Raw genomic sequence first — 20,645 nt, 5'->3', positions numbered from 1 at the left:
CGCTTCGCAGCATAGAGGGACATGCGACTGCAGCAGCGCGCAGAATTGGTAACCATGGCCCACCCGCGCGCCGGTCAGCCGGCCCAGCCCGCAGACCTCGTCGACCTCCCGCACCTGGTCACCTCGTATTACTCGATCGAGCCCGACCCGGAAGACGTCGCCCAACAGGTGGTGTTCGGGACGTCGGGGCACCGCGGGTCGGCGCTCAACGGGGCGTTCAACGAGGCCCACATCCTGGCCATCACCCAGGCCATCGTCGAGTACCGCGCGGCGCACGGCACCACCGGACCGTTGTTCATCGGCCGCGATACCCATGGCCTCTCGGAGCCGGCGTGGGTGTCCGCGCTGGAGGTGCTGGCCGCCAACGACGTCGTCGCGATGATCGACTCCCGCGACCGCTACACGCCGACGCCGGCGGTCAGCCACGCCATCCTGACCTACAACCGCGGCCGCATCGACGGCCTGGCCGACGGGATCGTCGTCACGCCGTCGCACAACCCGCCGCCCGACGGCGGTTTCAAGTACAACCCGCCCAACGGGGGCCCCGCCGACACCGACGCGACCAACGCAATCGCCAAGCGCGCCAACGAAATTCTGCGCACCGGATCGGGTGTGCGCCGGGTCCCGCTGGCCCGAGCGCTGGAAAGCGTCGAGCGCTACGACTACCTGGGCACCTACGTCGACGACCTGCCCAACGTGGTCGATGTCGCCGCCATCCACGAGGCCGGGGTGCGCATCGGCGCCGACCCGCTCGGCGGCGCCAGCGTGGACTACTGGGGCGAGATCGCGCAGCGGCACGGCCTGGACCTGACCGTCGTCAACCCGCTGGTCGACGCGACGTGGCGGTTCATGACCCTCGACCACGACGGCAAGATCCGGATGGACTGCAGCTCGCCGGACGCGATGGCGTCATTAATAGCCAACCGGGACCGCTACCAGATCGCCACGGGCAACGACGCCGACTCCGATCGCCACGGGATCGTCACGCCCGACGAGGGGCTGCTGAATCCGAATCACTATCTGGCGGTGGCCATCGACTACCTGTACACCCATCGGCCGTCCTGGCCGGACGGCATCGCCGTCGGGAAGACGGCGGTCAGCTCGTCGATCATCGACCGGGTCGTCGCCGGCATCGGTCGCAAGCTCGTCGAGGTGCCCGTCGGGTTCAAGTGGTTCGTCGACGGGCTGATCGGCGGCACCATCGGCTTCGGCGGCGAGGAGTCGGCGGGGGCGTCGTTCCTGCGGCGCGACGGCTCGGTGTGGACCACCGACAAGGACGGCATCATCCTGGCGCTGCTCGCCTCCGAGATCCTGGCGGTCACCGGTTTGAGCCCGTCTCAGCGATATCGGGAGCTGACGGCCGAGTACGGCACCCCGTTCTACGCGCGCGTCGACGCGCCCGCCGACCGGGACCAAAAGGCGCGGCTTTCCAAGCTCTCGCCCGAGCAGGTGACCGCCACAGAATTGGCGGGGGAGCCGATCACCGGCAAATTGACCAGCGCCCCCGGCAACGGTGCACCACTGGGCGGGCTCAAGGTCACGACCGCCAATGCGTGGTTTGCTGCGCGGCCGTCGGGCACCGAAGACGTCTACAAAATTTACGCGGAATCGTTCAAGGGATCTGAGCATTTGGCGGAGGTGCAGGAAGCCGCGCGCGAGGTGGTGAATAAAGTCATCGGGTGACCCTTTCCCTCCGCCGTACCCGCCTGGGGGGGCGTGGTCCTCGTTCTGAACGGCTGCCGCGCGAAGTCTGGATCCTCAGCTGGGCCAACATCATGGTGGCACTGGGGTACGGCGTCATCTCGCCGGCGATGCCGGCCTTCGCCCGTACATTCGGGGTCAGCATCGAAGCGGTGACCTTCTTGGTCACCGTCTTCTCGTTGACCCGACTGTGTTTCGCACCGATAAGCGGACTGTTGGCACAACGGTTGGGTGAACGGCGGATCTACATCGGTGGTTTGCTGATTGTGGGGTTGGCCACCGCCGCGTGCGCGTTCTCCCAGGCGTACTGGCAACTGCTGTTTTTCCGCGCGCTCAGCGGCTTGGGGTCGACACTGTTTTACGTCTCGGCCTTGGCGCTGATGATCCACATCAGCCCGCCCGACGTGCGCGGGCGGATCGCGGGCATTTTCACCAGCTCGTTCATGATCGGCGCGGTCGGCGGGCCGGCGGTCGGCGCCCTAACGTCGGGCTGGGGGCTGACGGCTCCGTTCATCGTCTACGGCGCCGCGATGCTGGGTGTGGCCGTGGTGCTGTTTTACGGCTTGCGCAATTCCGCGCTGGCCGCGCCCCTGCCGCCGACACGATCGACGGTGACGATCCGAGAAGCGTTGGGGTTCCGTGCTTATCGGTCGGCGCTGTTGTCCAACTTCGCGATGGGCTGGTCGGCGTTCGGGCTCCGCGTCGCGCTGGTCCCGCTGTTCATTTCCGACGTCATGGGCCGCACCGTCGGCGTCATCGGCGTGGTGCTCGCGGCGTTCGCGGCCGGCAACGCGGTGGCCGTCATTCCCAGCGGCTACTTATCGGACCGGATGGGACGGCGCAGTTTGTTGATCGTCGGGCTGGCGGCGTCCGGTGTGGCCACGGCCGGGCTGGGCGCCGCGACGTCGCTGCCCGCGTTCATGGTCGTGGGGTTTGTGTCCGGCGTGACGACGGGCATCTTCATGTCGCCGATGCAGGCCGCCGTCGCCGACATCCTCGGCAGGGAGGCGCGTGCGGGCACTCCGGTGGCCGCGGTTCAGATGGCGTCTGATCTGGGCGCGATCGTCGGCTCGATAGTGGTCGGCTGGGTCGCCGAGCGGCTGAGCTACGGCTGGGCGTTCGGCATCAGTGGGATTGTTCTTTTGGTCGCCGCCCTTGCCTGGGTGCCGGCACCGGAAACGCGGACGGCGCTCGAGCCGGCCTGACCAGCGACTTTGAACGCTGGATGACAGTGGTGTAGCTTCGATGGGCACAACTTCTTGGGGCTATGGCGCAGCTGGTAGCGCACCACACTGGCAGTGTGGGGGTCAGGGGTTCGAGTCCCCTTAGCTCCACTTTCCGGACACCTAAGGTGTCTGGATCGAACCCCGCGGGGGTCACGCGGCTCCGTCGCCGAGGTGTCGTAGAAAGTCGTCGACCGCGTTGTTGAATAATTCGGGGCTTTCTCGCGCCGAGAGGTGGCCGGTCCGCGGGAGTTCGATGAAGGTGCTGCCGGAGATGGTTTCTGCGAGATCTTTGACTGCATTGACGGTGAACTGGCGGTCTTCGTCGCCGGCGATGACCAGTACGGGAACGCCGGCGATGGTCTGGAGAGCGCGATGGGTGTCCTCGCGTCCCAGCAGGATGCTCTTCATCTGCAGCGCGACTGATTTCGGGTCTTCCTCGAGAACGGATTGGAAGGAGTCGAGGAATTCGGGTTTGGTGCGCTTCGCGGTCTTGCCTGCCAGACCAGCTTGCGCGAACCGCACAATCCAGCCGGGCGCTGTGTCATAAGTGCCGATGAGTGCGACGATGGGGCCAATGACCAGTTTTGTCGAATATTGTTGCGGGGGAAGCGGTTCCGTTGGCAGCGACCACTGCTATGAGCCTTTCTGGGTGCCATGCGGCGAATACGCTGCCCAAAATCGCACCCCAGCTGTTGCCGACGAGGACGCATTTCTCAATAGCGAGCGCGTTGAGGACCGCGAGTAGGCAGGCGGAGCATTCTTCGAGAGTGATGGTGGAGCGTAGCGGGTCGGAAGCTCCGCTGCCGGGGGCGTCGATGAGCACGATCCGGTGGGTTGGAGCGTAGTGCTCGTATTGATAGCGCCACATCGATCCGGTGGTGAGCAGGCTGTGCCAGAACACCATCGGTGTGCCGTCGGCGCGGCCGCCGACTCTGACGTGCACGGCTCCTAGGGCGGTGGGAATTGTTTCGTGCACGCTGTCGGGGGCCCAGTCATCGGTATTGGCGATCATGGCACACGGCCTTTCGTCGGTGGTCATTGCAGGATTGGTCGGCAAGGGCATCAGGGATTAGGAAGGGAATTCGGTGCCGAACATCGGCAGTCCGCTCTTGGACTCGGTACGGCTGACTTCGTCTTGAAGGACTTCCCAGTGTTCTGCGAACATGTCGTCCTCGATCCGGATGATGTTGGCGCAGATGATCGCCTTCGGCAGCCCCGGACCGGCGAAGCGGCCGTGGGCGATGACGAAGTCGCCGCTGCCGGCGATGACGTGGTTTTCGTATTTCACGGTCATGGGTAGTGCGTTGACGTGAGCGAACAGACCGTCGCGGCCGGGCGGGATCGCGGGACTGTGCTGGATGTAGTGCGGCGACCAGAATGACTCGGCGGTGGCGAAGTCGTGGCGGTTGAAGAGGGTGTCGAAGGCTTCTAGAACGCGGCGGGCGTTGCGGTCCTGTTTGTCGGTGCTCATGCGTGTCTTTCCGGTAATCGTGGCGCGCGGCGCGGACGGAGGTGCGCGCCCGGGCGTTGGGGTTGTCGAGGGAGGTTGAGAAAAGCCGCGATCAGATGCGGCGGGATCCCGCGACCGACCACACCTCCGCGATCTGCCCGTGGGACAGGTGTGCGACGTCGATGCCACTGATCTGGCCGTCGGCGCCGCGGGCGCTCCACCGCATGGCAAAGCGGTCGGTGTCGGCGACGACCGGCATGTCCATGTCGAAAATCGTTCCCGGACGCTGCCGGTGCACGTTGCGGATGTAGGCGACCATGTCGGCCGGGTTGCGAACGGCGTCACCGGCAGCGCCAGCGACATTGTCGCCAAAGTGGATTCGAAATTCCGAGGCCAACAGGCTCCCGGCGATGTCGAGCTCGCCGTTCCACAGCGCCGTCCAGCGCTGCGCCAACTCGAGGGCGTTCATTTGATCCTCACTCAGGTCGTCGATCAGTGGACGATCTGAGCTTCTAGCGGTGAAGCGACACCGTAGTGTCGGAGTTTCCGACAGGATCAATGACATCTAGTGGGTAGCCGCGCGCAAAGTCGTTCAGATCGACCGGGCGCGGGGGCACTGATTCGGGCAAGACCTCCGTGGCGCAGATGCGGTCCATCCGAAATGTCCGCATCTGCTCGCGGTGCCGACACCACGCCACGAGATACCAGCTGCGCCCGCCAAGGAGCCCGACCGGTTCAACCTCGCGGACCGACGTCGAGCCGGTCGCATCGACGTATTGCAGGCGGATGACGCGGCGGTCACGCAGCGCCCGTTGCACGTCGCGAGGTATCGATTGCGCATCGTCGTCGCTGCAGTTCATGAGTCCGACCATTGGCGCCGACCGCGCAACGTCGCCGCGACGGGCTTCGCCGAGGGAACCCGCGATTTTTGTCATTGCCGACCGTCCGGCCTCGGCGAACGGAGTACCGGCGAGCCGCGCGACGGCTACGGCCAGCGCGGTCATCTCGGCGACGTCCAAAGCTGGTGCGGCGAACGTTGCAGCTTTGTCCAGGACCCATCCGCCGGTGCGGCCGGCATGGGTGTAAAGCGGGGCCCCCGCCTGAAGGAGGCCGTCGAGATCACGCTCAATGGTGCGGGTACTGACCTCAAACCTGTCCGCCAACCACCGCGCACTTCGAGGTCGTGGCGATACGGCGCGCAACTCCTCGACAATCGCATACCAACGCTCGGTCTTCGTCATCGAACCGGCCTCCACACCCTCCACGCTCTGCCTCGCCCGGCGATGCAATCGACGCTAGTACGAGCAACAGACAAGTGGCCTTCGGCGGCCGCTCGGCAATGTATTCAACGACCTGACGGCTAAGCTGCAGGGCTACCGTTCGTCGTTCGAACCGGCGATCTTTGATTGCAAACGTTCGAGGCGATCGGCCGTCTGCGGGTTCGAGAGTTCTCCCCTTAGCTCCACCAATGTGATGAGTTGAGCCATACGTGAGATCAGTCGCCGCCCGGGTTACAAATTGCCCGGTCACCGGCCGGGTTTTTCTCGGGTTGATGTGGTGGCTGCTGATCGCCGGATTGACGAACCGTTTACAGCGCCTCGGTCGCGTAACCACGCGCTACGAACAGGACGGCCAACCCAGGTGGTGGCTGGACGGGAGCGTTCAGCACCCATGGACCAGCGACGACGTCGAGTGCGCAGACAGCAGTATGTACAACGGCCAGGAGCCGCGGCTGCGGATGGATGGACGTGACGGGTCCGCATAAGACTGCAAACTTGCGTTGTCATCGTCGAAAACGTTGAGGGCCTTGGCGGTCGGTGAGCGCGTGAGATACCGGTTTGGTCCCGCGGTGGCGGCCTCCACGGGATGTGTGGCGGCTTCGCAACTCGAAATGGGCACGTAATTCATTCGTTTCGGTAACGGCGCGGCAAAACTTCGTTCGACCGGACGCGGGTTACCGTGTCGCCGTGCAACATCGCTGCAGCTGTGGATCGCAACCGCGGGCCTCCCGGCGTAGTGTGCTGAAATGCGCTGCGGCCGCGCCAGTTGTCCTCGGTTTGGGGATCGCCACGGACGTGCTCGTGGGCCCGGCGCGCGCACCCGCGGACCCTTACTTGTCATCAGCGGCGATGGCGCCAGGCCAGCCGATTAACATCATCACCCGCGCCGGGTGGGGCGCCAATGAGTCGATACGGCGCGGAGGGCCCCTCTGGGGCAATGGAATTCGTGCCGGGGTCGTGCACCACTCCGCGACCGGCAACGACTACGCGCCGACAGACTCGGCGGCCATCGTGCGCTCGATTTACGAGCACCACGCGTTGACTGAAGGTTGGGGCGACATCGGCTACAACGCGTTGGTCGACAAGTACGGCCAGGTCTTCGAGGGCCGGTTCGGCGGCATCGCCAAACCCGTCCTGGGCGTCCACACCGGCGGATTCAACACCGACACCTGGGCGGTATGCATGATCGGCGATCTCAGCCAGGCGCCGCCCACGCCCGAACAAGTGCGGGCGGTCGGCCAGCTGCTGGGATGGCGGCTCGCGATGGACACGGTGGACCCGAAGGACACCGTCACCCTGACTTCCGCCGGCGGCCCTAACACACGCTTCCCGAGAGGTGCCACGGCGACCTTACCGAGCATCTTCGCCCATCGTGACGTCGGCGAAACCGCCTGCCCCGGCAACGCCGGGTACGCGTTCATGGAAAGGATCCGCGACATCGCCGCCCGGTACAAGCAACCGCCCAACCCACAAGATGTTGCGCAGTCGCTGAACGGCGGTGCGATCTACGACCGTTGGCAGGCGACCGGCGGCATGACCGGCGGGCTCGGCGCACCGACGTCACCCGAAGCGCCCATCGGTGATTCGATCCGCTACGTTGTCTTCGCCAAGGGCGCGATCTATTGGTCACCGGCCACCGGGGCTCAGCCGCTCACCGGCAGGATCTACGAGGCCTGGGCCACGCTGGGCTACGAGCGCGGCCCGCTGGGCCTGCCGACCAGCGCCGAGATTCACGAGCCGGAGTGGATCGTGCAGAACTTTCAGCACGGCACACTGAGCTTCAACCGGCAGACCTCAACCGTCATGGCTGTGGTGGACGGGGTGGCCAGCGTGGTACCGCCGCCGCCCGCGGGCGGACCGCCTATGCAGCTCGAACGGTTCTCAGTAGCACGCAATCCCGTCATCTAGCAGCGCCGAGTCCGGCGAGGAGCTTAACGACATGCGCTGAAAGCCGCTTCCGGATTTGGACGCCTCGTCGCAGGCGGACTGCTTCCTAGCCGTCGTGACCGGGAGGTCACGCCGGAATCAGCGTGACCGGCAGCCGTTCGAGGCGGCGAATCACGTTGTTGACTCCCCACTTTGGGGTGCCGTCGACCTCGATACGCTTGACGCGTTCGAGCATCGCGGAGAGGATGGCGGCGGTCTCCATCCTGGCCAGACCCTGGCCGGCGCAGGCATGAGCGCCGTTGCCGAACCCAATGTGCCGTCCGGCATCACGGCGGATGTCGAACACCTCAGGGGTCTCCCATTCGCGTTCGTCGCGGTTTGCCGAGGCGTACAGCACCAGTAATCGGGTACCGGCAGGGATGTTCGTTCCGGCTATTGAGGTATTGCGGGCGGTCTTCCGCGTGAACGCACGCACCGGCGATTCGTACCGCACCACCTCGTTGATCGCGTTCGACAGCAATTCTGGTTCTGCTCGCAGCATTTCCCACTGATCGGGGTTGGTCGCGAACAGGTAGATCGCGCTGGAGATCGCGCTGATGGTGGTGTCCAACGACGGTGCAATGTAGTCAATGATCAGCGGCGGCACGTCTTCGAACGACAAAGCGCCTTCATCGACGGCCGTCAAGAGTTCGTGAGCCATGCTGCCGGGCAGGACGTTTCGGTCACGCACTACAGCACGCGCGAAGCGCAGCATCTGCATGCTGCGCGGAATGGCTCGGATTGCCTGATGGTTGAGCGGTCCAAGGAAGTCGAAGGTTGCTGCGGCCCAGGGAATCAGGTGCTCGCGTTGGTCCTGCGGCCAGCCGACCAGATCCGGAACCACAGCCAGCGGCAGTGCGGTCGCTAGATCGGCGACACCGTCGACTCGGCGCCTGGTCAGCGCGAGGTCGACGATGGCGCCCGCCGCGTCTTCCACGGAGGTAGTGACCCCACGCAGCGCCCTGGGCATCAGACGGTGGGCAACGAGCTTGCGACGCCGGTCGTGGTCGGCCCCATCGCTGTTGAGGGTGGTCCCGCGGGACAACCAGTTGGCAGCGGCGTTGGCGGCGACACCATGTCCGGAGAGGTACGAGTCGTCGGCGCGCAGGGTGGCTTTGCACTCGGCGTAGCGGGGGAGAGCGACCATGCGGCGGCGGGATAGCCAGACGAGCGGACCAAGGCGCCGAAGCGTCCGGTAGTGCGGGTAAGGGTCGAGGATGGCCGACGTGCTGTAGACGTCAGGCCGGTACGACGGAATGTCGCGGGGTCGGTGCACCACAGCTCGCCTTAGTTGTTGACGTCAATGCCCGCCCGTGGGCACGGACGGAACGAGGGTGCTACGCCTACCGCGCCGCGGTGCGCTTCGACAATCGGTTGCTATGTACGGCGCGTTGGCTGCATCATCTTCTGATGACGAAATCGTCACATACGACCATATCGTCAGTCAAGGCTCGTTGACGATCGCCGACAAAGCACCAGGCTCAGGGATGCAGGTTCCACTGACCGCAATCTTCGGCAAGGACGTCGTTGACGTCGACTTCGAGTCCTCCGACTACAGGGCCAGGATTCGACGCTGTACTCACCACACGTTGGTAGAGGACCGCGGTCGGCTCGACCTGGCCGCGGGACCAGGACCGGGTCTGCCAGGCCCACCGGTGGCCGGGGGTGCGCGAATTTCCAATTACGCCGTCGGCGGCGGCCCATCGGCACACATCGATACCGCCGTAGACCCCGGTGCGCTGCACTCCCAGTACCGAATTGATTCCGCGAAACCACTTAAGTGCCAAGTTGTTCCAGGTGTCGTGGTTAATGTCCTCGTCGACGCTGAAGAAGATCGGGGCGCTCTGACCGCCACCCGCCGCGGTGTGCAGCTTCCAGGCGGTGCGAGCATCGTCGACGCCGCCCTCGAACCCGCGCCTGAAGTCCGATGGTGCCGTCCCGCCCGGCTTTCCGTATTGGTAATTGCTGACGATCATCAGCCCAGCAGCGGTCAGCTGCTCGGCGTAGGACCGGGTGATCGGCTTGGCGCCCATAGACGAGCCGGGACGCGATAGCGAGACGTAGTTGATGACGCCGGAGTGGCCGGCAGCTCGAATCTGCTGCGCTGGAATCTGGCGCATGGCGAAGTCGATCAATGTGGGAGTAGTGCCAACCGCCGCACGGGCGGTGACAACTGCCGATGCCGCATACAACGCTGGCAACACAGAGATAGCAGCGGCGTAGCGCAATACGTCGCGGCGGGGAATAGCGCGCGGTCGCTGGAGACACACATTTACCGAAAAGTCCTGCATCGCGTGATGTTAAGTATTCGACTTTTGTGAACAGAAGTAGCCGGCAGCAGTCGATATCAAATCGGTTTTTGCGATTCACCGGCCCGAGTTAAAGGCCAGAGCGGATGAGGGGACGCGGCGCTCGAACGCGGGCTACGGAATCTCGTACACAACCATCTTGTCGGCGATGCCGCGCAGGGCGGCCTCCTTCCGAACCGGTCGGATCGACTCCTTCTCAAGGATGGCGGCGACGCCGGGAGCGTCGATCACGGGACCGGTGATGTGGATCTCCTGCGCCGTCGACAGGCTCTGCACCCGCGCCGCGATGTTGACGGTCTGGCCGAAATAGTCCTGCCGCTCGTTCAGCATCACTGCAAGACAAGGCCCCTCATGGATGCCGATCTTCACGATCAGGTCGGTCCTGCCGCGTTCGGCATTGAGCTTTTCCATCGCGGCCCGCATCCGCAAGGCCGCGGCGAGCGCGTGGTCCGGCTGGACAAAGGTCGCCATCACAGCGTCCCCGATGGTCTTGACCACGGCGCCCTTTTCGGCCGCGATGATTTCCAGAAGCGCGTGGAAATGCGCGCGCACCAAGTCAAAAGCGGCAAGGTCGCCCACCCGCTCATAAAGCGCGGTCGAACCCTTGAGGTCGGTGAACAAGAAGGTCAGCGAGGTGATTTTGAGGCGCTGATCGATGGTGAGGTTGTCGGCCTTGAAGACATCGCGAAACGTCTGGTTCGACAGCATCCGCTTGGCGGTGAGGAACGGCCTGCGCTTGGCCAGCAAATCGTGGAGCGCGTCGGCGACAAAGACGGTGGGCAGTGTCCGCACGCTGCACCGGTTGTCGAGCGCGAGCCGCAATGGACCCGGTCGCAAGGTGATCGACTCGGTCGGCGGATGCGCCTTGTTGAAGGTCAGCCCGAGCTGCTGAGTTTCCTCGGTCGGCTCGCCCTGGACGTCGATGAAATGTGCGGAATGCGTCACCGGCTCGAAAACGATGATGAATTGGGGCGGAAGCTCCAACGACAGCACAGCCTTTTCGCCGGCGGCCAGCTCCATCGCATCCAACGTCGCTTCCCCGGACAGCGAGGCAAAAGAATCCTCGCCGAGATCGATGCCCGAACTCCAGAACACCTGCTTGTAGTAGTCCCACAGCGGGAGCGTGTTGGGATCGTGCGCGCCGATCCGCCTGACCTTGGGGCTGACCGTAAACGCCACCTCGACTTGCTCGTCGACGGAAGGCTCATAGCCGCACGCGCATAATCCGCAGCGATAGTCGTCATCACGCAGCGATTTCAGCGTGTCGTGCGCGTCCAGTACGCCGCTGCAACCAGGACAAAGCACATTCCAGGTGAGATCGAACAGGCCAAGCCGCGAGGCATGCAGGAAGCCGGAAATCACCTTCTCTTCGTCGAAGCCGGTGCGCTCGGAAAAGTCCAGGGCGTTGATTCGATTGAGCTCATGATCTTCGCCGTCCTGGATCAGCCGCGCGACAGCGTCTGCGATGTCCGGATCGGCGGTTCGTTTCAGGGCCGAAAATTGGGACTGCAGGTCGCTCATGATTCCAACCTAAACATCAGCGCAAGCTGCCAGCTGCGCCTTTCGTCGATACACCAGTGCCGGGTCACAGGACGCGGTCAAGCCCTTCAACACCAGTAGCTTCGAATTTGATCCGATGCGGCCTCGATCAATTCGATTAGGGTTGATTCATGGGTGGCGAGTTCGTCGAGATCCGCATAACCCAGCCCTGGGAATCTCTCGAGTCGACGCCCGAAGCACTCCGCCCGCGACTGCTGGATTGGGAGATTGACGCCAAGGGTAGGCACATCGCCTGGCGCTACCGGATAACCCGGTATGAGCAGGACGGCCAACCGAGGTGGTGGTTGGACGGGACCGGCCAGCATCCGTGGACCAGCGACGACGTCGAGTACCTGAAGGACGTTGCCGAGCACCACGCCGGTCGTCTGCTGCGCAGACAGCGATGGCGGCCCAAGAGCATGTACAACGACCAGGAGCCCCCGTTATGGCTTGGAGGCCAAGGGTTGTCGTCCTGAGGGCGGTAACTCGCGGCCGGCGTGAAGGTCAAGGCCTCACGGCTGATAAGGCTGTGAGCGCTCGTCTTCGGCAGAGTCGTCGTCGTTGGCCAAGTGATGCAGGACGCGTTCGTTGAGGGCGGCGAGCATGTCGAGCTCCGCCGGGGAAAGCAGATCGATGAATTTGCGACGGACGTCCTCTACGTGGCGGGGCGCCGCCTTCTCGATGGCGGCGCGGCCGGCCGGCAGCAGGCGGACCATGGTGCTGCGGGCGTCGTCGGGGTTGGGCTCGCGGCAGATCAGCCCGTCCTCCTGCATGCGCCGCACCTGGTGGGAGACCCGGCTTTTCTCCCAGCCCAGTGTGTTGCACAGGTCGTGCGCGGGCATGCGGTCCCCGTCGTGCTCCGAGAGCACCGCCAGGATCTGGTAGTCGGCCGCGGAGAGGCCCGCTTGCTGCAGGCCCCGGTTCAGGTGCACGGCGAGCTGGTGATGCGCGTGCTGGAAGGCCCGCCAGGCGCGGTCTTCACGCGGGGTCAGCCATTTCGGTTCCATCGGCGTCCATAGTACCGATTTGTTGACGCATCAACAAAGCATGTTAAGGTTGAGACGTCAACCTTTTCGACCGTCAATTAGGACAGGACACCTCATGAGCAGCATCAGCATCATCGGCACCGGGAACATGGCCCGCGCCATCGGCGCGCTGGCGATAGCGGGCGGCAACAGCGTCGAGGTCATCGGCCGCGATCGAGCCAAGGTCGTTGACCTGGCCAAGGCCCTCGGCGGCAGCGCCACGACGGGAGAGTTCGGCGCCGTCCCGACCGGGGACATCGTCGTCGTTGCCCTGTTGTACGCCAACGTCGTTCCGGTCGTCGCTCAATATGGAGACGCCTTGGCGGGCAAGGTCATCGTCGACATCAGCAACCCCTTCAACGCCGCGGCCGACGGGCTGGCCATCCCCGAGGACACCTCGATCGCGCAGGAAGTTGCCAAGGCGGCCCCGGCCAGCGCCAGCGTGGTGAAGGCATTCAACACCGTCTTCGGCGTCGTCCTGGCCCAGGGGCGCCCACTCGACGTCTTCATGGCCGGCGACGATGCGCGCGCCAAGGCGAGCGTGGCGGAGTTCATCGAGAGCCTCGGGCTGCGCCCGCTGGACGTCGGCGGCTTGGACATGGCGCACTGGCTGGAGGGAACCGGCCTGGTCGTGATGGGTCTCGCGCGTCACGGAGTGGGGAACTTCGACTTCGCCCTCGGCGCCGCGGTTCCTGGCTAAGCCGCGACTAACAGGGGCGCCGTGCACGCAAAGACTGGTTGATGGATCACCGAAAGGATTCGCTATGAAGCTCGGTTTCGCACTTCCCATAGTCGGGCCCGCTATCAGCAGCGCCACTGGCCTGAGCGCGTTCTGCCGCGGGCTCGAGGACCTTGGCTACGACACGCTGTGGGTCGGCGATCGATTCGTCACGCCGGTCGATATGCACAGCACCTATCCGGGCAAGGAACAGCCGTACCCGCCGCAGATGACCCGTTACCTCGATCCGGTGCTGCTGTGGACCGTCGCTGCGACGGCGACCAGCCGGGTGCGGCTGAACGCCAGCACGCTCAGCACGTTCTACTACGAGCCGGTGCATTTGGCCCGGCTGCTGACCACGCTCGACGTGCTCAGTGATGGCCGCCTTGATGTTGGCGTGGGAATCGGGTGGATGAAGGACGAACACGACATCGCCCGGAGCGCGGACTGGCGCCGGCGCGGGCGGATGCTCGATGACGTGCTGGCGTTCCTGCACGAGTGGTGGACGACGACTCCGGTGTCCTGGGAGAGCGAGTTCTTCTCGCTGCCGCCGGTCCATGCCGACCTCCGCCCGGTCCAGCCCGGCGGTCCGCCCATCTGGATCGGAGGTGCCAGCGAGGCCGCGATGCGCCGGGTCGGCCGCCGCGCCGTCGGATGGCTCGGGGTCGAGGGGCTGCAGGACGAGGTCACCGACCACCTGTGGTCGATTGCGCGCCGTGCGGCGAAGGACGCCGGCCGCGATCCTGACGCGCTGAAGACGGCCATGCGGATCAATCTCGAACCAGGCACGTCCGTTGACTCGGTTGCGCTCAGGCTCGAGCGCCTCGCCCGGTCGGGGGCTGATGAGGGAATCGTAGATGCCTTCGCAATGTTTTCTAGCCTTGGCGAGATGCTCGACTTCGCCAGCCAAGTAATCGATCGATGGGGTGATGATGGGAAAGCTTGACGGCAAGGTAGCGGTGATCACGGGCGGATCAAGCGGGATGGCGCTGGCCGGTGCCAAGTTGTTCGTTGAAGAAGGAGCTCACGTCTTCATTTCGGGTCGGCGGAAGGAAGCGCTGGATGAAGCCGTCGAGCTGATCGGCCGGAATGTGACGGGCGTGCAAGCGGATTCGGCCAACCTGGACGATCTGGACCGGTTGTTCGACGCGGTCAGGCGGGAGAAGGGCGCCGTCGACGTGTTGTGGGTGAGCGCGGGGATGGGCGAGGAGGGCAAGCTCGGCGAGATCACGGAGCAGCACTTCGACGCGACTTTCGGGCTGAACGCGCGTGGCACGCTGTTCACGGTGCAGAAGGCATTGCCGCTTTTCAACGACGGTGGCTCGATCTTCATGACCGGGTCGATCGCTTCGGTGAAGGGTTTTCCTCACTTTAGTGTGTACGCGGCGAGCAAAGCCGTGCTGCATGCCTACGCCCGCGTGTGGTTGAACGAGTTGAAGGACAGGAGGATTCGGGTCAACGTGCTGACCCCGGGCCAGGTCGCCACGCCGATACAGGAACAGTTGTTCGACGAGGAGACCAAGGCGCAGTTCGAGGCAATGATCCCGCGGGGAAAGATGGGCAGCCCCGCGGAGATTGCATCGGTCGCACTGTTTCTCGCCTCGGACGACTCGAGCTATGTCAATGGTATGGAGTTGATGGTCGACGGCGGCACCACGGCAGTCTGACTACGCGAGTGCTAATCCGTTCGCGTACAGGGAGATTCGTGGCCGGACGGCAGACCCGTTCTAGACGCGCGCCGTCTCGATGGCAGCGCCCATCGCAGTCTGCGACTCGGCACGCTGACCAAGGGTGGTGGCCGTGAGCATGAACAGCGTGTGCCCGTCGGCACCGCCCAATTCGCACGCGATCGCGTGGCGACCTGGCGTGTCGATGGTTGTCGTCACCGCGCCACCGGCAACCACGCGGACGAACCGGTCAAACGCCGGACTGGCCACCCAGACGCCATCGTCTTCATCGATGGCGATGCCGTCGGGAAAATCCTCGAGCTGGGCCCACACTCGGCGGTTATCAAGCGAGCCGTCATCCGCCAGGTCGAAGCCGGTGATCCGACGTCCGAAACTCTCCGCCACCAGCAGCGTCGACCCGTCGGCCGTGATCGCCATGCCATTGGCGAATTGGAGATCGTGGGCCACTTCGGAAGCCGAGCCATCCGGGTCGACACGCAACAGGGCGGCTGCCACCGGCTCGTTGCCTGCCGCGTAGTCGTAGCCGAACTGGCCAACGAAGGCATGGCCGCGGGGGTCGACGCACATGTCGTTGATTTCGTGGGATGCGAATGGGCTCAAGTCGCCGTGGATCGCGAGATCCGAACCGTCGAAGCGCATCAGGTGGCGACGTGCCATCGAAGCGATCAACATCGAGCCGTCAGGGAGCCAGCCCAGCCCCGACGGCTGCTCCAGCTCGACCACGGTGCGAACTTCGCCGTCTTCGCCGACGCGGAGCACGGCGTCACCGTGCATGTCCGAGACATACAGCGCCCCATCGTGCCAACGCGGACCCTCCAAGAAGGACCGCCCCGTGACCAGGGCATGGATGTCGGGCATGGCAACGATCCTAGGACTGCATAGCGTGGTTGCTCGTCGAACGTCACGGGAACGTCGACGTCGAGCAGGACTCAAGCCGGAGAATCGTGGTCATCCGCCCGGCAAGACCGCGATGGACTTGGTGTCCAGGTAGCCGTCGAGGCCTTCCGGGCCCAGTTCGCGACCGTAACCGCTGGCTTTGACGCCGCCGAACGGCGCAAAGGGATCCATGGTGTAGCCCGCATTGATCCCGAAGGTGCCGGTGCGGATGCGCCCGGCGATCGCCAAGGCTCGCACGGTATCTGCGGTCCACACCGAACCGGCAAGGCCATAGTCGGAGTCGTTGGCAATGGCGACCGCATCGTCCTCGTCGCGATAGGGGATGACGGTGATCACCGGTCCGAATATCTCTTCGCGCGCGATGCGCATCGCGTTGTCGGCGGCGGCGAAGAGCGTGGGTTGGACGTACCACCCGCGTGCGAGGCCGTTGGGCATGCCGGTGCCCCCGATGACGAGCCGGGCGCCTTCTCGTTCACCCACCTGGATGTAGTCGCGGACACGTCGTTGTTGACGTTGCGAGACCAGGGGGCCGAGTTGGGTGGCGGGATCGTTTGGGTCGCCAACAATCAGGTTGGCCATCTCGGATGCGAGCGCGTCGACGTACTCGTCGTGGCGGTGTGCGGGTACGAGCACTCGGGTCAGCGCGTTGCAGATCTGGCCGCTGTTGGACAGGCTGGCCGACCGGATGCCGGTGGCTACCTTGTCAGGTTCGGCGTCGTCGAGCACGATGGCGGCGGATTTGCCGCCGAGTTCGAGGCTGACCCTGGTCAGGTTGGCGGCGCATGCGGCGGCGACCGCCCGCCCCGCGGTCGTGGATCCGGTGAACGACACCTTGTCTACTTTCGGGTGCGCGACGAGGCGTTCACCAACCGCGGCGTCGCCGGGTACCACGCTGACCACGCCTTCAGGCAGACCGGCTTGTTCGATCATCTCCGCCAAAAGCAGTGCATCCAAAGGTGATTCGGGTGCGGGCTTGAGTACCACCGTGCACCCGGCCAGCAGCGCGGGCACCAGCTTCGTAATGATCAGAAATTGCGGCATGTTCCACGGGACAATCGCTGCGACTACGCCGACCGGTTGCTTCTGGACCACTACATCGGCGCCGAAAAAGCCGACGCGGCTCTCTTGCCATTGGTGGCGCTCGGCCAGGTCGCAGAATGCGTTGATCATCATGGCGGGCAGACCGACCTGCGCGCGCTGGGCGAAGGTGATGGGTGCGCCGATCTCGGCCGTGATCGTCTCGGCCATCTCGGTGCGCCGTTGGTCGTAGACGTCGGCGAGCCGGCGGACCGCGGCGATGCGATCCGGGGGTCTGCTCGCGCCCCAGGCCGTGTCAAAGGCGGTGCGCGCTGCGTTGACGGCTTCGTCGACGTCGGCGGGCGTCGCGGCAGGGACTTCGGCGATTGTCTGCTCGGTGTGGGGTGAGATGACTTCGATGAGCTTGGCCTGCGACCGCACCTTTTGACCCTTCGTCTGCCGAGTATCAACTACTTGCGATTCGGGTGATCAGCATATACCGTCGGCCCGACGGACTCCTACAGATAGGAGAGGTTGTGGCTCGCTTCCCCAAGCCCTCGGAGGGCAGCTGGACGCAGCATTACCCGGAACTGGGCACCGGGCCGGTGTCCTACGAAGACTCCATCAGCCCGGAGATCTACGAATTGGAGCGGGCGGCGATCTTCAAACGCGCGTGGCTGAATGTCGGCCGGGTGGAACAGCTTCCGCGTAAGGGCAGTTACTTCACCAAGGAGCTCAAGGTAGCCAACACGTCGGTCGTTCTGGTGCGCAACGCTTCTGGAGAGGTCAACGCGTTCCACAACATCTGCCGGCACCGCGGCAACAAGCTGGTCTGGAACGACATGCCGCTGGAGGAGACCAGCGGCGTGTGCCGCCAATTCACCTGCAAGTACCACGCCTGGCGCTACGACCTGGATGGCAACCTGACGTTCGTGCAACAGGAGGAGGAGTTTTTCAACCTCGACAAGAGCCGCTACGGGCTGGTGCCGGTGCACTGCGACGTCTGGGAAGGCTTCATATTCATCAACTTTGCGCAGGAGCCCGCCCAGTCGTTGCGCGAGTTTCTGGGGCCGATGGTGACGGGCCTAGAGGGCTACCCGTTCGGGAAGCTGACGTCGCGTTGGCACTACAGGTCGCAGGTGAAGGCGAATTGGAAGCTCTACATGGACGCGTTCCAGGAGTTCTACCACGCGCCGGTGCTGCATGCGAACCAGTCGCCGACCGCCTACTCCAAGGCGGCCGCTGAGGCCGGCTTCGAGGCCCCGCACTATCGCCTGGAAGGTCCACACAGGCTGGTCAGCACGTCGGGGGTGCGGGCCTGGGAGATGCCGGACGAGATGCGCAAGCCCATCGACGACATCTGCCGCAGCGGGCTGTTCGGCCCCTGGGAAAAGCCGGACCTAGGGGAAATGCCGGCGGGGCTCAATCCCGCGAAATGCAATCCGTGGGGCCTGGATTCGTTTCAGCTGTTTCCCAACTTCGTCATGCTGTTCTGGGGTCAAGGCTGGTATCTGACCTACCATTATTGGCCGACGTCGTATAACAGCCACGTGTTCGAGGGGACGTTGTATTTCCCGCAACCACGCACCCCTCGTGACCGCGTCGCGCAGGAACTGGCGGCGGTGACGTTCAAGGAGTACGGACTGCAGGACGCCAACACCTTAGAGGCGACCCAAAGCATGATCGAGTCACGGGCGATCGACGAGTTTCTTCTCAACGACCAGGAAATACTGTTGCGCCACCTGCACAAGGAGACCGCAGCCTGGATCGACGAGTATCAACGAACCAAGGCAGGAGTGTGAACGCGGTGTCCGCCATGCTGCCAACGGAATTCGCCGACCTGGAGCCGTTTGCGGAGTGGTGCCTGCCCACCGAACCCGAGCGTTACGCCAAACGGCTGGCCAGCTCCATGACCGAGATGAAGACGTTCTACGACGCGATCACCCCGCGCGCCGAGGAGGCCCTGGCTTACTGCGACAAGTTCCCCCTCGACGACTTGCCGGACGACGTCCTCAACCTGATGCACCTGCTGTATTCGATGATCATGGTGTCGTTCCCGGTGGAGTGCTGGAAGCAGCCCCGCGTTCCCGATTCCGGTGCTTCCACCCTGGACTGCGTGTCCGAGCCCGTGCCGTGACGCTCGTGCTTCGGGCAGCGCGCTGGGCTGACGTCGACGCCGGTCGGGTGCGCTCCCCGGCGGTCGTGGTGATCGACGGGCAGCGCATCAGCGCCGTCAATCCCGAAGGGCCACAACCGGATCCGGCCACGGTGGTGGAGCTCGGCGACGTCACGCTCCTACCCGGCCTGATGGACATGGAACTCAACCTGCTGATCGGCGGCCCCGACGGCCCCGAGGGCCTCCCGGCACCGATGCACGGCGTGCAGGACGATCCGGCGTATCGCACACTGCGGGGCGCGGTGAACGCGCGCACCACGCTGGACGCCGGCTTCACCACCGTGCGCAACCTCGGGCTCATGGTCAAGACCGGCGGCTACCTGCTCGACGTCGCGCTGCAGCGTGCCATCGACCAGGGCTGGCACATCGGCCCCCGCATCTATCCCGCGGGCCACGCCGTCACTCCTTACGGCGGGCACCTGGACCCGACGGTGTTTCAGCGGCTGGCACCCGGGATCATGCCGCTGTCCATCGCCGAGGGTATCGCCAACGGTGTGCCCGACGTCATCGCCTGCGTCCGCTACCAGATTCGCCACGGCGCCAAGCTGATCAAGGTCTCGGCGTCGGGGGGCGTCATGTCGCACAGCACCGCTCCGGGCGCCCAGCAGTATTCCGATGCGGAGTTCGCCGCGATCGCCGACGAGGCCCACCGCGCCGGGGTGCGGGTCGCCGCGCACGCCGTCGGCGACACTGCGATCCAAGCGTGCATTCGCGCCGGCATCGACTGCATCGAACACGGGTTTCTGGCCACCGACGAGACGATCCAGATGATGGTCGACCACGGCACCTTCCTGGTTTCCACCACCTATCTGACCGAGGCGATGGCGATCGACCGGATTGCGCCGGAACTCCGGAAGAAAGCCGAGGAGGTCTTTCCCCGCGCAAAGGCGATGCTGCCCAAAGCAATTGCGGCCGGAGTGCGGATTGCGTGCGGCACCGACGCACCGGCGATCCCGCACGGCCAGAACGCCAAGGAGCTGGGGGCGCTGGTGGCGCGCGGCATGACCCCCATGCAAGCGATCCGGGCCGCGACGGTCGTGGGGGCCGAACTCGTCGAGGCCGACCACGAGTTGGGCCGGCTGGCGCCGGGTTACCTCGCCGACATCATCGCCGTACCCGGTGATCCGTCTCAGGACATCGCCACGACGCTGGACGTCTCGTTCGTCATGAAGGACGGCCGGATTTTCAAAGAGCTGGCCGCGTGAATCGGGACAAGGAGACCGGCATGGAACTCACCGAAAACCTCCTATGGTTGCTCAAGCAGGCGTTCTACTTCTCGCTGACCAGCGTGAACGACGCGATCAGCAGCCACGGTGTCAGCACGGCCCAGATCGGTGTGTTGCGTCAGCTCTCCAACGAACCCGGGCTATCGGGCGCCGAACTCGCCCGACGCCTGCTGATCAGCCCGCAGGGTGTTCAACTGGCTCTCACCGCGCTCGAGCGCCGCGGCCTGGTTGAACGCAAGCAGGACCCCCAACACAAGCGCATTCTGCAGGCCTATCTCACCGACGAAGGACGCGACGTCGTGGCGAGGGTGCTGGGTGACGCCCTGACCGCGCACGAGGAGGTCTTCGGTGTACTCAGCGGCGAGGAGCAGGAAACCCTGCGTGAACTGCTCGCGAGGGTGGTCGAAAAGGGCACCGGGCACGAGTTGTTCAAAGACAACATCGAGAGCTGATTCACGTCTCTAGTA

The 20,645-nt window shown here is 64.7% G+C and carries 21 protein-coding genes, 1 tRNA gene and 1 pseudogene; 12 read left to right on the top strand and 11 right to left on the bottom strand.

Features of this window, described 5'->3' with window-relative positions; translation table 11 throughout:
- Nucleotides 1-54: 54 nt before the first annotated feature.
- The 3 genes from pgm (at nt 55) to AWB92_RS09310 (ending at nt 3,035) form a co-directional block, all read left to right on the top strand.
- On the top strand, nt 55-1,683 hold the full coding sequence (gene pgm, locus AWB92_RS09320) for a phosphoglucomutase (alpha-D-glucose-1,6-bisphosphate-dependent) (protein WP_085185072.1): 1,629 nt from the start codon (nt 55-57) through the stop codon (nt 1,681-1,683).
- 53 nt (nt 1,684-1,736) lie between these two features.
- Complete coding sequence (locus tag AWB92_RS09315; RefSeq protein WP_277622285.1) at nt 1,737-2,906, top strand: MFS transporter; 1,170 nt, start codon at nt 1,737-1,739, stop codon at nt 2,904-2,906.
- 56 nt (nt 2,907-2,962) lie between these two features.
- Nucleotides 2,963-3,035 (top strand) — tRNA-Ala (locus AWB92_RS09310).
- A gap of 42 nt (nt 3,036-3,077) precedes the next feature.
- On the opposite strand, the gene AWB92_RS30220 is transcribed toward AWB92_RS09310, so the two are convergent.
- The 5 genes from AWB92_RS30220 to AWB92_RS09290 form a co-directional block, all read right to left on the bottom strand.
- Nucleotides 3,078-3,449 carry an alpha/beta hydrolase gene (locus tag AWB92_RS30220; protein WP_206601294.1) on the bottom strand — a complete coding sequence of 124 codons (372 nt, stop codon included), beginning with the start codon at nt 3,447-3,449 and terminating at the stop codon, nt 3,078-3,080.
- A gap of 19 nt (nt 3,450-3,468) precedes the next feature.
- Entirely contained in the window at nt 3,469-3,966 is a 498-nt protein-coding gene (locus AWB92_RS30215) for an alpha/beta fold hydrolase (RefSeq protein ID WP_206601293.1), read from the bottom strand.
- 30 nt (nt 3,967-3,996) lie between these two features.
- Entirely contained in the window at nt 3,997-4,398 is a 402-nt protein-coding gene (locus AWB92_RS09300) for a nuclear transport factor 2 family protein (protein WP_085185070.1), read from the bottom strand.
- 91 nt (nt 4,399-4,489) lie between these two features.
- A complete protein-coding gene (locus tag AWB92_RS09295; protein ID WP_085185069.1) occupies nt 4,490-4,846 on the bottom strand; it encodes a nuclear transport factor 2 family protein in 357 nt (118 codons plus the stop codon).
- A 43-nt stretch (nt 4,847-4,889) separates the two neighbouring features.
- Nucleotides 4,890-5,618, bottom strand: coding sequence for a WYL domain-containing protein (locus tag AWB92_RS09290; RefSeq protein WP_085185168.1), 729 nt, complete (start codon nt 5,616-5,618; stop codon nt 4,890-4,892).
- 834 nt (nt 5,619-6,452) lie between these two features.
- On the opposite strand from AWB92_RS09290, the pseudogene AWB92_RS09280 reads away from it, so the two are divergent.
- Nucleotides 6,453-7,565 (top strand): annotated as a pseudogene (locus AWB92_RS09280) (N-acetylmuramoyl-L-alanine amidase); the annotation flags it as partial.
- Between the two features lie 106 nt (nt 7,566-7,671).
- Here AWB92_RS09280 and AWB92_RS09275 read toward each other — a convergent pair.
- From AWB92_RS09275 to AWB92_RS09265, 3 genes are all read right to left on the bottom strand, one after another.
- Nucleotides 7,672-8,862 (bottom strand): cytochrome P450, encoded by a 1,191-nt coding sequence (locus AWB92_RS09275; RefSeq protein WP_085185066.1) that lies wholly within the window; start codon nt 8,860-8,862, stop codon nt 7,672-7,674.
- 202 nt (nt 8,863-9,064) lie between these two features.
- A complete protein-coding gene (locus AWB92_RS09270) occupies nt 9,065-9,874 on the bottom strand; it encodes a DUF1906 domain-containing protein (RefSeq protein ID WP_085185065.1) in 810 nt (269 codons plus the stop codon).
- Nucleotides 9,875-10,006: 132 nt separating this feature from the next.
- Entirely contained in the window at nt 10,007-11,413 is a 1,407-nt protein-coding gene (locus AWB92_RS09265) for an adenylate/guanylate cyclase domain-containing protein (protein WP_085185064.1), read from the bottom strand.
- Between the two features lie 149 nt (nt 11,414-11,562).
- Here AWB92_RS09265 and AWB92_RS09260 point away from each other — a divergent pair, with 149 nt between their 5' ends.
- Complete coding sequence (locus AWB92_RS09260) at nt 11,563-11,907, top strand: hypothetical protein (RefSeq protein WP_085185063.1); 345 nt, start codon at nt 11,563-11,565, stop codon at nt 11,905-11,907.
- A 36-nt stretch (nt 11,908-11,943) separates the two neighbouring features.
- Here the strand turns inward: AWB92_RS09260 and AWB92_RS09255 are convergent, their stop codons facing one another.
- A complete protein-coding gene (locus AWB92_RS09255; RefSeq protein WP_085185062.1) occupies nt 11,944-12,438 on the bottom strand; it encodes a MarR family winged helix-turn-helix transcriptional regulator in 495 nt (164 codons plus the stop codon).
- Nucleotides 12,439-12,532: 94 nt separating this feature from the next.
- On the opposite strand from AWB92_RS09255, the gene AWB92_RS09250 reads away from it, so the two are divergent.
- The 3 genes from AWB92_RS09250 (at nt 12,533) to AWB92_RS09240 (ending at nt 14,841) form a co-directional block, all read left to right on the top strand.
- Nucleotides 12,533-13,156, top strand: a complete 624-nt coding sequence (locus tag AWB92_RS09250; protein ID WP_085185061.1) for an NAD(P)-binding domain-containing protein — start codon at nt 12,533-12,535, stop codon at nt 13,154-13,156.
- 64 nt (nt 13,157-13,220) lie between these two features.
- Complete coding sequence (locus AWB92_RS09245) at nt 13,221-14,120, top strand: TIGR03619 family F420-dependent LLM class oxidoreductase (protein WP_085185060.1); 900 nt, start codon at nt 13,221-13,223, stop codon at nt 14,118-14,120.
- Nucleotides 14,107-14,841, top strand: coding sequence for an SDR family oxidoreductase (locus tag AWB92_RS09240; protein ID WP_085185059.1), 735 nt, complete (start codon nt 14,107-14,109; stop codon nt 14,839-14,841). Before AWB92_RS09245 ends, AWB92_RS09240 begins: the two co-directional genes overlap by 14 nt.
- A gap of 60 nt (nt 14,842-14,901) precedes the next feature.
- On the opposite strand, the gene AWB92_RS09235 is transcribed toward AWB92_RS09240, so the two are convergent.
- Both AWB92_RS09235 and AWB92_RS09230 read right to left on the bottom strand, forming a co-directional pair.
- Nucleotides 14,902-15,720: an SMP-30/gluconolactonase/LRE family protein gene (locus tag AWB92_RS09235; RefSeq protein WP_085185058.1), complete on the bottom strand. Its 819-nt coding sequence runs from the start codon at nt 15,718-15,720 to the stop codon at nt 14,902-14,904.
- A 90-nt stretch (nt 15,721-15,810) separates the two neighbouring features.
- Nucleotides 15,811-17,217, bottom strand: coding sequence for an aldehyde dehydrogenase (locus AWB92_RS09230; protein WP_085185057.1), 1,407 nt, complete (start codon nt 17,215-17,217; stop codon nt 15,811-15,813).
- A 95-nt stretch (nt 17,218-17,312) separates the two neighbouring features.
- On the opposite strand from AWB92_RS09230, the gene AWB92_RS09225 reads away from it, so the two are divergent.
- From AWB92_RS09225 to AWB92_RS09210, 4 genes are read left to right on the top strand one after another with little or no spacing between them, the layout of a single operon-like run.
- Nucleotides 17,313-18,578, top strand: coding sequence for an aromatic ring-hydroxylating dioxygenase subunit alpha (locus tag AWB92_RS09225; protein WP_085185056.1), 1,266 nt, complete (start codon nt 17,313-17,315; stop codon nt 18,576-18,578).
- Complete coding sequence (locus AWB92_RS09220; protein WP_085185055.1) at nt 18,575-18,913, top strand: hypothetical protein; 339 nt, start codon at nt 18,575-18,577, stop codon at nt 18,911-18,913. The genes AWB92_RS09225 and AWB92_RS09220 overlap by 4 nt, the downstream gene beginning before the upstream one ends.
- Nucleotides 18,910-20,157, top strand: coding sequence for an amidohydrolase family protein (locus AWB92_RS09215; protein WP_085185054.1), 1,248 nt, complete (start codon nt 18,910-18,912; stop codon nt 20,155-20,157). The genes AWB92_RS09220 and AWB92_RS09215 overlap by 4 nt, the downstream gene beginning before the upstream one ends.
- 20 nt (nt 20,158-20,177) lie before the next feature.
- Nucleotides 20,178-20,630: a MarR family transcriptional regulator gene (locus tag AWB92_RS09210; RefSeq protein ID WP_067149243.1), complete on the top strand. Its 453-nt coding sequence runs from the start codon at nt 20,178-20,180 to the stop codon at nt 20,628-20,630.
- The last annotated feature ends 15 nt before the right edge of the window (nt 20,631-20,645 follow it).

The organism is Mycobacterium sp. IEC1808, from assembly GCF_002101935.1.
In the GTDB taxonomy this organism is placed as follows: Bacteria; Actinomycetota; Actinomycetes; order Mycobacteriales; family Mycobacteriaceae; genus Mycobacterium.
Note: the sequence above shows the minus strand (reverse complement) of the source record. Positions and strands in the feature narration are given on the sequence as shown.

Coding starts and splice junctions, on each gene's coding strand:
- pgm (WP_085185072.1), top strand. CDS start 55: ATGGCCCACCCGCGCGCCGGTCAGCCGGCCCAGCCCGCAGACCTCGTC.
- AWB92_RS30215 (WP_206601293.1), bottom strand. CDS start 3,966: ATGACCACCGACGAAAGGCCGTGTGCCATGATCGCCAATACCGATGAC.
- AWB92_RS09300 (WP_085185070.1), bottom strand. CDS start 4,398: ATGAGCACCGACAAACAGGACCGCAACGCCCGCCGCGTTCTAGAAGCC.
- AWB92_RS09295 (WP_085185069.1), bottom strand. CDS start 4,846: ATGAACGCCCTCGAGTTGGCGCAGCGCTGGACGGCGCTGTGGAACGGC.
- AWB92_RS09290 (WP_085185168.1), bottom strand. CDS start 5,618: ATGACGAAGACCGAGCGTTGGTATGCGATTGTCGAGGAGTTGCGCGCC.
- AWB92_RS09270 (WP_085185065.1), bottom strand. CDS start 9,874: ATGCAGGACTTTTCGGTAAATGTGTGTCTCCAGCGACCGCGCGCTATT.
- AWB92_RS09265 (WP_085185064.1), bottom strand. CDS start 11,413: ATGAGCGACCTGCAGTCCCAATTTTCGGCCCTGAAACGAACCGCCGAT.
- AWB92_RS09260 (WP_085185063.1), top strand. CDS start 11,563: ATGGGTGGCGAGTTCGTCGAGATCCGCATAACCCAGCCCTGGGAATCT.
- AWB92_RS09255 (WP_085185062.1), bottom strand. CDS start 12,438: ATGGAACCGAAATGGCTGACCCCGCGTGAAGACCGCGCCTGGCGGGCC.
- AWB92_RS09250 (WP_085185061.1), top strand. CDS start 12,533: ATGAGCAGCATCAGCATCATCGGCACCGGGAACATGGCCCGCGCCATC.
- AWB92_RS09245 (WP_085185060.1), top strand. CDS start 13,221: ATGAAGCTCGGTTTCGCACTTCCCATAGTCGGGCCCGCTATCAGCAGC.
- AWB92_RS09240 (WP_085185059.1), top strand. CDS start 14,107: ATGGGAAAGCTTGACGGCAAGGTAGCGGTGATCACGGGCGGATCAAGC.
- AWB92_RS09235 (WP_085185058.1), bottom strand. CDS start 15,720: ATGCCCGACATCCATGCCCTGGTCACGGGGCGGTCCTTCTTGGAGGGT.
- AWB92_RS09210 (WP_067149243.1), top strand. CDS start 20,178: ATGGAACTCACCGAAAACCTCCTATGGTTGCTCAAGCAGGCGTTCTAC.